Origin of the sequence: Marinomonas algae, from assembly GCF_047525555.1 — a bacterium.
Lineage (GTDB): Bacteria > Pseudomonadota > Gammaproteobacteria > Pseudomonadales > Marinomonadaceae > Marinomonas.
Genome location: NZ_JBLIXK010000015.1, coordinates 46473 through 52978 on the forward strand (window position 1 = coordinate 46473; position 6506 = coordinate 52978).

The 6506-nt window shown below is 39.0% G+C and carries 9 protein-coding genes; 6 read left to right on the forward strand and 3 right to left on the reverse strand.

Going from position 1 to position 6506, the window contains the following annotated elements:
- Positions 1-2: 2 nt before the first annotated feature.
- Positions 3-647 (reverse strand): HAD-IIIA family hydrolase, encoded by a 645-nt coding sequence (locus ACMUMQ_RS15435; protein ID WP_414682801.1) that lies wholly within the window; start codon positions 645-647, stop codon positions 3-5.
- 67 nt (positions 648-714) lie between these two features.
- On the opposite strand from ACMUMQ_RS15435, the gene ACMUMQ_RS15440 reads away from it, so the two are divergent.
- The 3 genes from ACMUMQ_RS15440 (at position 715) to ACMUMQ_RS15450 (ending at position 2277) form a co-directional block, all read left to right on the forward strand.
- On the forward strand, positions 715-1134 hold the full coding sequence (locus ACMUMQ_RS15440) for a MaoC family dehydratase (protein WP_414682802.1): 420 nt from the start codon (positions 715-717) through the stop codon (positions 1132-1134).
- A gap of 194 nt (positions 1135-1328) precedes the next feature.
- Positions 1329-1637 carry a hypothetical protein gene (locus ACMUMQ_RS15445; RefSeq protein WP_414682803.1) on the forward strand — a complete coding sequence of 103 codons (309 nt, stop codon included), beginning with the start codon at positions 1329-1331 and terminating at the stop codon, positions 1635-1637.
- A 46-nt stretch (positions 1638-1683) separates the two neighbouring features.
- A complete protein-coding gene (locus ACMUMQ_RS15450) occupies positions 1684-2277 on the forward strand; it encodes a CBS domain-containing protein (protein WP_414682804.1) in 594 nt (197 codons plus the stop codon).
- Positions 2278-2602: 325 nt separating this feature from the next.
- Here ACMUMQ_RS15450 and tusA read toward each other — a convergent pair whose 3' ends face one another.
- Positions 2603-2836: a sulfurtransferase TusA gene (gene tusA / locus ACMUMQ_RS15455; RefSeq protein ID WP_414682805.1), complete on the reverse strand. Its 234-nt coding sequence runs from the start codon at positions 2834-2836 to the stop codon at positions 2603-2605.
- Positions 2837-2886: 50 nt separating this feature from the next.
- Complete coding sequence (locus ACMUMQ_RS15460; protein WP_414682806.1) at positions 2887-3471, reverse strand: alpha/beta family hydrolase; 585 nt, start codon at positions 3469-3471, stop codon at positions 2887-2889.
- A 174-nt stretch (positions 3472-3645) separates the two neighbouring features.
- Here ACMUMQ_RS15460 and hemN point away from each other — a divergent pair, with 174 nt between their 5' ends.
- Genes hemN through ACMUMQ_RS15475 form a run of 3 tightly spaced genes read left to right on the forward strand, consistent with a single transcriptional unit; the run spans position 3646 to position 6367 of the window.
- Positions 3646-5016: an oxygen-independent coproporphyrinogen III oxidase gene (hemN, locus tag ACMUMQ_RS15465; RefSeq protein WP_414682807.1), complete on the forward strand. Its 1371-nt coding sequence runs from the start codon at positions 3646-3648 to the stop codon at positions 5014-5016.
- A 21-nt stretch (positions 5017-5037) separates the two neighbouring features.
- Complete coding sequence (locus tag ACMUMQ_RS15470; protein ID WP_414682808.1) at positions 5038-5799, forward strand: fumarate/nitrate reduction transcriptional regulator Fnr; 762 nt, start codon at positions 5038-5040, stop codon at positions 5797-5799.
- A gap of 25 nt (positions 5800-5824) precedes the next feature.
- A complete protein-coding gene (locus ACMUMQ_RS15475; RefSeq protein WP_317003995.1) occupies positions 5825-6367 on the forward strand; it encodes an adenine phosphoribosyltransferase in 543 nt (180 codons plus the stop codon).
- Positions 6368-6506: the final 139 nt, after the last annotated feature.

The following is a 6506-nucleotide window of genomic DNA, read 5'->3' on the forward strand; positions in this document are numbered from 1 at the left end:
TTCTATAGTCCTAAAATATCTAATAGTTCATTAAAGTTGCTGATTAGCGCATGTGGCTGACAAGCTTGTAAACGGGCCGATTCATGAGCGCCATAAGTGACTCCTACGCTTTTCATCCCAGCATTTGTCGCCATGTTAAGGTCGTATTCCGTATCTCCAACCATGATTGCTTGATCCGGTGTTAACTTAAGTTCTGCCAATAATTCTTCTAGCATTAGAGGGTGAGGTTTTGATTGCGTCTCATCTGCGCATCGAGTAGCGATGAAATAATCCTTGGTTCCTGTGAGCCCCATTACTCTCTCTAAGCCTCGACGGCTTTTTCCCGTCGCAACGGCTAACTTAATATTGGTGTTTTGGAGTTTGTTCAAGGTGTCAATAACACCTTCATACGCATTGGGCGGAGTTTGATCTTTTGCCACATAAGTTTGCTTGTAATGCTCGATAATTGTATTGCGCTCAACAACGGGTAATTCTGGCCAAATAACCTGAACCGCCTTATCAAGAGATAAACCAATGATGTTTTTAACGTCTTCTTTATTGCGGTCTGGTGCGCCAGCTAATTGCGCTGCGTGCAGCATACTCTGACAAATTGTGTCGATAGAATCATATAAGGTACCGTCCCAATCAAAAATCACCAACTTAACCATAGATACCTCTTAAGAATAATGTGGCGAAAGTGTACCATAGCGTTAAATTGCAATATAAGGATAGGTAATGACTTCTGGATACACATTAGAACAACTTTCCATTGACCAAAGTGTTGAGTACCGCAAAATCGTCACTCAGGCTGACGTACAAGCTTTTGCAGATGTAACGGGCGACACTAACCCTGTTCACTTGGATGCTGAGTATGCGGCAACAACATCATTTGGGCAGCCTATTGCTCATGGCATGTTAACGGCTGGTTTTATTTCTGCCGCTATTGGCACAAAGCTACCTGGGCCAGGCTGTATTTATCTTGAGCAAACACTGAAATTTCGCTCACCTGTTTTTGTCGGCCAAGAAGTTGTCACCACCGTTACGGTAACAGACATCAATGAGCGTCGACGCCGTGCTACTCTTAAAACAGTTTGTGAATGCGAAGGTAAAGTTGTTGTTACAGGTGAAGCAACGATCATGCTTCCAGCTGCTTAACAAGATATAGATATATGCATTAAAAGAGCCTTTTTGGGCTCTTTTTTCTTTTTATAGCAATAAGAAGGCGTTGAGTTTTAACATTAAAAGTGGAAAGAAAGGTCATTTATAAAAAATAACTAGGATTTAAAAAGCGGCAGGCATATATTAAATGAAGTAGTTTTCTACTTAACATATAAAGGTTTGCCATAACTATGACTGCTCAACTTCTAATGATCATTGCCGTGATTTTATCGTCTTTATTGACGATATCTCAGCGTGCGAATGCTCAGGAAGTAAGCCAGTTTCGATGGTTAGAACCTAGTGTAGAGCAGCGTTTTAATGAAGTCATTGCGCCAGATCAAGAGTTAGACTCTGACAATAATTTTATAGCTTCATCTTTTAGTATTAGAAAACGTTTTTTCGAACTTACTAATACACTCTCCTCTTACTATTACTTTCCCAACAAAGAAAGCATTAATAGTAATATTAGTCCAAGGGCTCCCCCGTTTTCATTGATATAACTCACCCATATTTCACATTCATTTATTTTTTTAATGGGGTTTTACTATGAAAACACTTACTTATGTTTCTACAAAAAGCGTTAACGATCTTACTTGGCCTGCAGTAATCGAGAATATTACTATTTACTCATCTGCACTATCTGTATTTACGGACTTTGATAAAGCCGGCCCAAGGGTGATTGAAGCAAATACTCGTGCAGATGTACTTGTTAAATTGATGAAGAAAGAACATGTCCGCATGAAAATCGTTGTTGATGAAGACAACCATTTTGTTGGTATTATTAGTTTAGAAGACTTGTCTGAAGACGCTCTTATTAAAATGGTTGCTGAAGGCTATAAACGATCTGAGCTTATGGTTGCTGACTTAATGAGGCCAAAAGAAGAGCTACTTGCATTGTCTTATTCATCCCTAAAAAATTCAGACATAGAGTCTCTTTTATACAGCCAAAGAGAAAACCCTCTTCAGCACTTGTTAGTTATTGATGAAAACACAAAGACAATTCGTGGTTTGATTTCATCTAATGACATTGTGCGTCAGTTGAGATTAGACGTTGATGTTGCTTTTTCTAGCTTCGAGCACACATACCACAGCGCGATTCTAGGTCAAAAGTTTCAAGCAAAAAGACTTAAAGTTGCTTAAGGAAGGTGCGAATAAGTCTTCTGAACTTCAGTCTTATCAGAGAAACGGTCTATCAAGGCAAGAGTGAGTAGGAATGTTAATACCTTTCAATCACTCTTAACGAAGAGAAGCCGTTGTTCTGAAAGACCCGAAGGGCGTGAGCTAAACACTTTTTATTCTTTGTTAAGCTTCTTGCCAATATGTTCATATTGGACTGCGAAACTTGCCTCGAATTATAAAGGTTTATTCACACGCTGAAGCCAGTGGACTTGTTCGTACCTTCCTTAACATTTAAACGTGGTTTTTGCTCTTTAAATGCCTTCATATAAAAATATGAAGGCATTTTTTAGCTCGACTTCTTTTCTATCCAGTAGAAAAAGGTGTCACCTTCTTGCTCGTGATTGACCAGCGTATGACCTAGAAACTGGCAAAACTTTGGGATATCGCGTGTTGTTGATGGATCAGTAGCGATCACTTTAAGTACATCTTTCGCCCCTATTTTTCGCATTTCGACATGCAACATCATTACTGGCTCTGGACAAAGTAAGCCTGTTGCATCAAACACTGCTTGGTGTTCCATATAAATCCTCTTTTATCGCTCTTCTTCAAATAGGTTAAATGTAAAGCGGCTTACAGAATATCGTTAAGCCAAGTTTGTGTAATATCAGCCATATTCGAAATGGTTTCGGTGGCTGTTTTATTGTATTTCTTTAGCACTTTAAAATCATGGTCAGCACCTTCAATCCAAACAATGTTGACATTTTCAGGCAGTGATTGCTGCTTAACCCAATCATAAGAACCAAGTTGATCTCGTGTTCCTTGGATAATCAAACAAGGAACTTCCATATTCTCAAGGAAAGAAAGTCTGTGTTTTTCAGGCTTACCAGCGGGATAAAAAGGAAAACCAAAGCAAACAACCGCCTTTACCATAGGTTCTTTCGACAACTGTGCAGCAACACGTCCTCCCATTGATTTCCCAGCAACAACACAAGCAACTTCATTTTTTATACAGTCGGAGAATTCTGGAATAAGACGCTTAAAAGGCGGTGGTGGCCTTTTCTTTCCAGTGATTTCCACTTCTCGCATATAAGAAAAAGTGACGGGGATAATGGGCTGATTCATTTTGGCTGAAATCGCGTTACCTAGATCATTTAAGAAGCTATTGCTGTGGCCCGCACCAGCACCGTGAGCGAGATATAAAGGTATATTTTTCATGAATTTATGTACTAAAAATTAAGTTATCGTGATTATAAGAGCGCTTGAGGCCTTATCCAATCTTATTTAGGAAATGATTTAATTTTTACAGAGATGTCATATCTTGACCTGTGTCAGAAAAAGCCCCAGACCATAGGAGTAAACTGCTATTAGAAATTTTAATAGGAATACAACATGATTTGGGATTCTTCTCTTATTAATAAATACGATTTGGCAGGACCTAGATACACATCCTACCCAACGGCGCCGCAGTTCGATTCTGGTATCAGTAAGATTGCCTTGATAGACAAGATGATGATGCCTTCAGATAAAGCGTTGAGCCTTTATTTTCATATCCCATTCTGTGCGCATCTTTGTTATTACTGCGCATGCAATAAGATTGTGACGAAGCAGTATGAAAAAGGCGCAGAATATGTCGAACTTCTTGGTGAGGAAATGAGGCTTCGCAGTCTGATGCTCGACCATTCTAAAAAAGTTACACAATTGCACTTTGGAGGAGGTACACCTACCTTTTTGACAGAGGATCTGATTCGAGATTTATTCAAAACAATAAACCAGTATTTCAACCTAGTGAGTGATGGCTCACAAGATTACAGCATCGAAATCGACCCAAGAGAAGTGACCTCCTCTAAGTTAAAGCTGCTAACTGAAATGGGCATAAATCGAATTAGCATTGGCGTTCAAGACTTTGACAACAAAGTACAAGAGGCGATTCATCGAGTTCAATCTCTTGAAACCGTTTCTCAACTGGTTGAAGACGCCCGTGCAATGAACATTAAATCTATAAACTTTGATTTGATCTACGGCCTTCCCTATCAATCTCTTGAGGGCTTCAGAGATACCCTAGATAAAGTCATTGCATTATCGCCCGATCGCATTTCTTTGTTTAATTATGCCCATCTACCTGAAAGATTTAGATCACAAAAAAGGATACCAGAAGATAGCCTTCCTATTCCGAGCATCAAAGTGCAACTGCTGAGAATGAGCATTGAATACCTTATCGATGCGGGTTATGAGTACATAGGAATGGATCACTTTGCAAAACCTAACGACAGTCTTGCAAAAGCACAAAAGCAAGGCTTATTGCAAAGAAACTTCCAAGGCTATACAACTCACGCTGGAACTGATTTAGTAGCATTTGGTGTGTCTGCCATCAGTGATCTAAGTGGTGTTTACATCCAAAACCATACTGATTTAAGCCTATATCGAAGTAGTATTGAAAAAGGCCAATTGGCGATTAGTCGAGGCTATATCAGTGATTCTGATGACCGTATTCGCCATCAAGTTATTATGACCCTTATTTCTCAATTTGAATTAAATACTACGGCAATTGAGCAAAAGAATAATATTAGATTTTTTGAATATTTCTCAAAAGAGGTAGATAATCTTACCTCAATGATTGAAGACGGTATGATTGAAATACAGGACAATGGAATGCAGACCATTATCCGAGTGACAGAACGTGGTAGATTACTTATTCGCTGTATTTGTATGGTTTTCGATAAGTACCTAAACAACAATATAAAATACTCAAAAGTTATATAACATCAGGTCAGGGAGATTCACATGTCAGTAACACACGCACAGACACGATTTAACAGTACACTTACGTCTCAATGTCAGAATTGTAGCCTAAGTGCACTTTGCCTTCCGATCGCTTTAGCTGATGAGGATATTAATAAACTAGATCAAATTATTGAGCGCAAAAAGCCATTAAAAAAAGGTGACTTTTTATTTCGCCAAGGTGAAAAATTTGATTCTGTTTATGCTGTACGTTCAGGTACATTGAAAACCTTTAACATAACGTCCGTTGGTGAAGAGCAGATCACAGGCTTTTATTGCCCTAGTGAGTTGGTTGGCTTAAGTGGCGTGGATTCAGATACCTACCCAGTTTCTGCCAAAGCGCTTGAAACCACAACTGTTTGTGAGATTCCTTTTACTCATTTAGAAGAACTATCTGCCCAAATCCCTTCTTTGAGACATCAGTTATTTAAGGTAATGAGTCGAAAAATATCGGATGACCAACAGATGATGGTCTTACTAGGAAAGAAAAATGCCGATGAAAAAGTCGCATCCTTCTTACTAAATCTATCCAATCGGTTTAAAAAACGTGGTTACTCTGCTAGTGCGTTTCGACTTTCTATGTCTCGTGGAGAGATAGGAAACTACCTAGGTTTAGCCGTTGAAACTGTGAGTCGAGTGATTACTCGCTTTCAAAAAAATGAGCTAATTCATGTTGATGGTAAAGAGATTGAGATAGTCAATTTCCCTGAAATGCAAAAACTCGTTGGGATTGCGAGTGATTGTGGTAAAATCGCCAACATTTGATAAATAAATTAAGGCGTTACTGAATATGCTCTACGATGATTTTTACGTTAAGTCACTAATCCAAACAGTAGAAGACTGGCCAAAAGAAGGCATCAGCTTCCGTGATATTACTCCTATCTTTAGTGACCCTAAAGGAATGAGAATGGTCGTTGATGCCTACGTTCACCGCTACATGTCGTCTGATATTTCTCATATTGCTTGTATTGATGCTCGTGGTTTTTTGATTGCTGCAGTATTGGCTTATGAGCTGCAAAAGCCTCTTATCCTGATTCGCAAGAAAGGAAAACTTCCAGGTAAAACTGTTTCTCAAGCTTACGCTTTAGAATACGGTGAAGCTGAGCTTGAAATACAAGAAGGCGCGGTAAAAGCTGGTGATAATGTACTTTTGTTCGATGATTTAATTGCAACTGGTGGTACTTTGTTTGCCGCTATTAAATTGCTAACTGGACAAGGTGCGACAATCAAAGAAGTCGCTGCAATTATCGATTTACCAGATTTAGGTGGTAGTGAAAAATTACGTGAAAGTGACGTACCTGTTTTTAGTCTTTGTGCGTACGATGGCGATTGATATAAACGTTTAATTTCTGTGACTAGTCCTGATATAGGTTGACACTTATTCAGGTTCTAAAACGCTCGATGAACCTCATCGGGCGTTTTGTATTTTAAGGCCATATGTGGCCGACTCTTATTATAACTTTCTACCGACT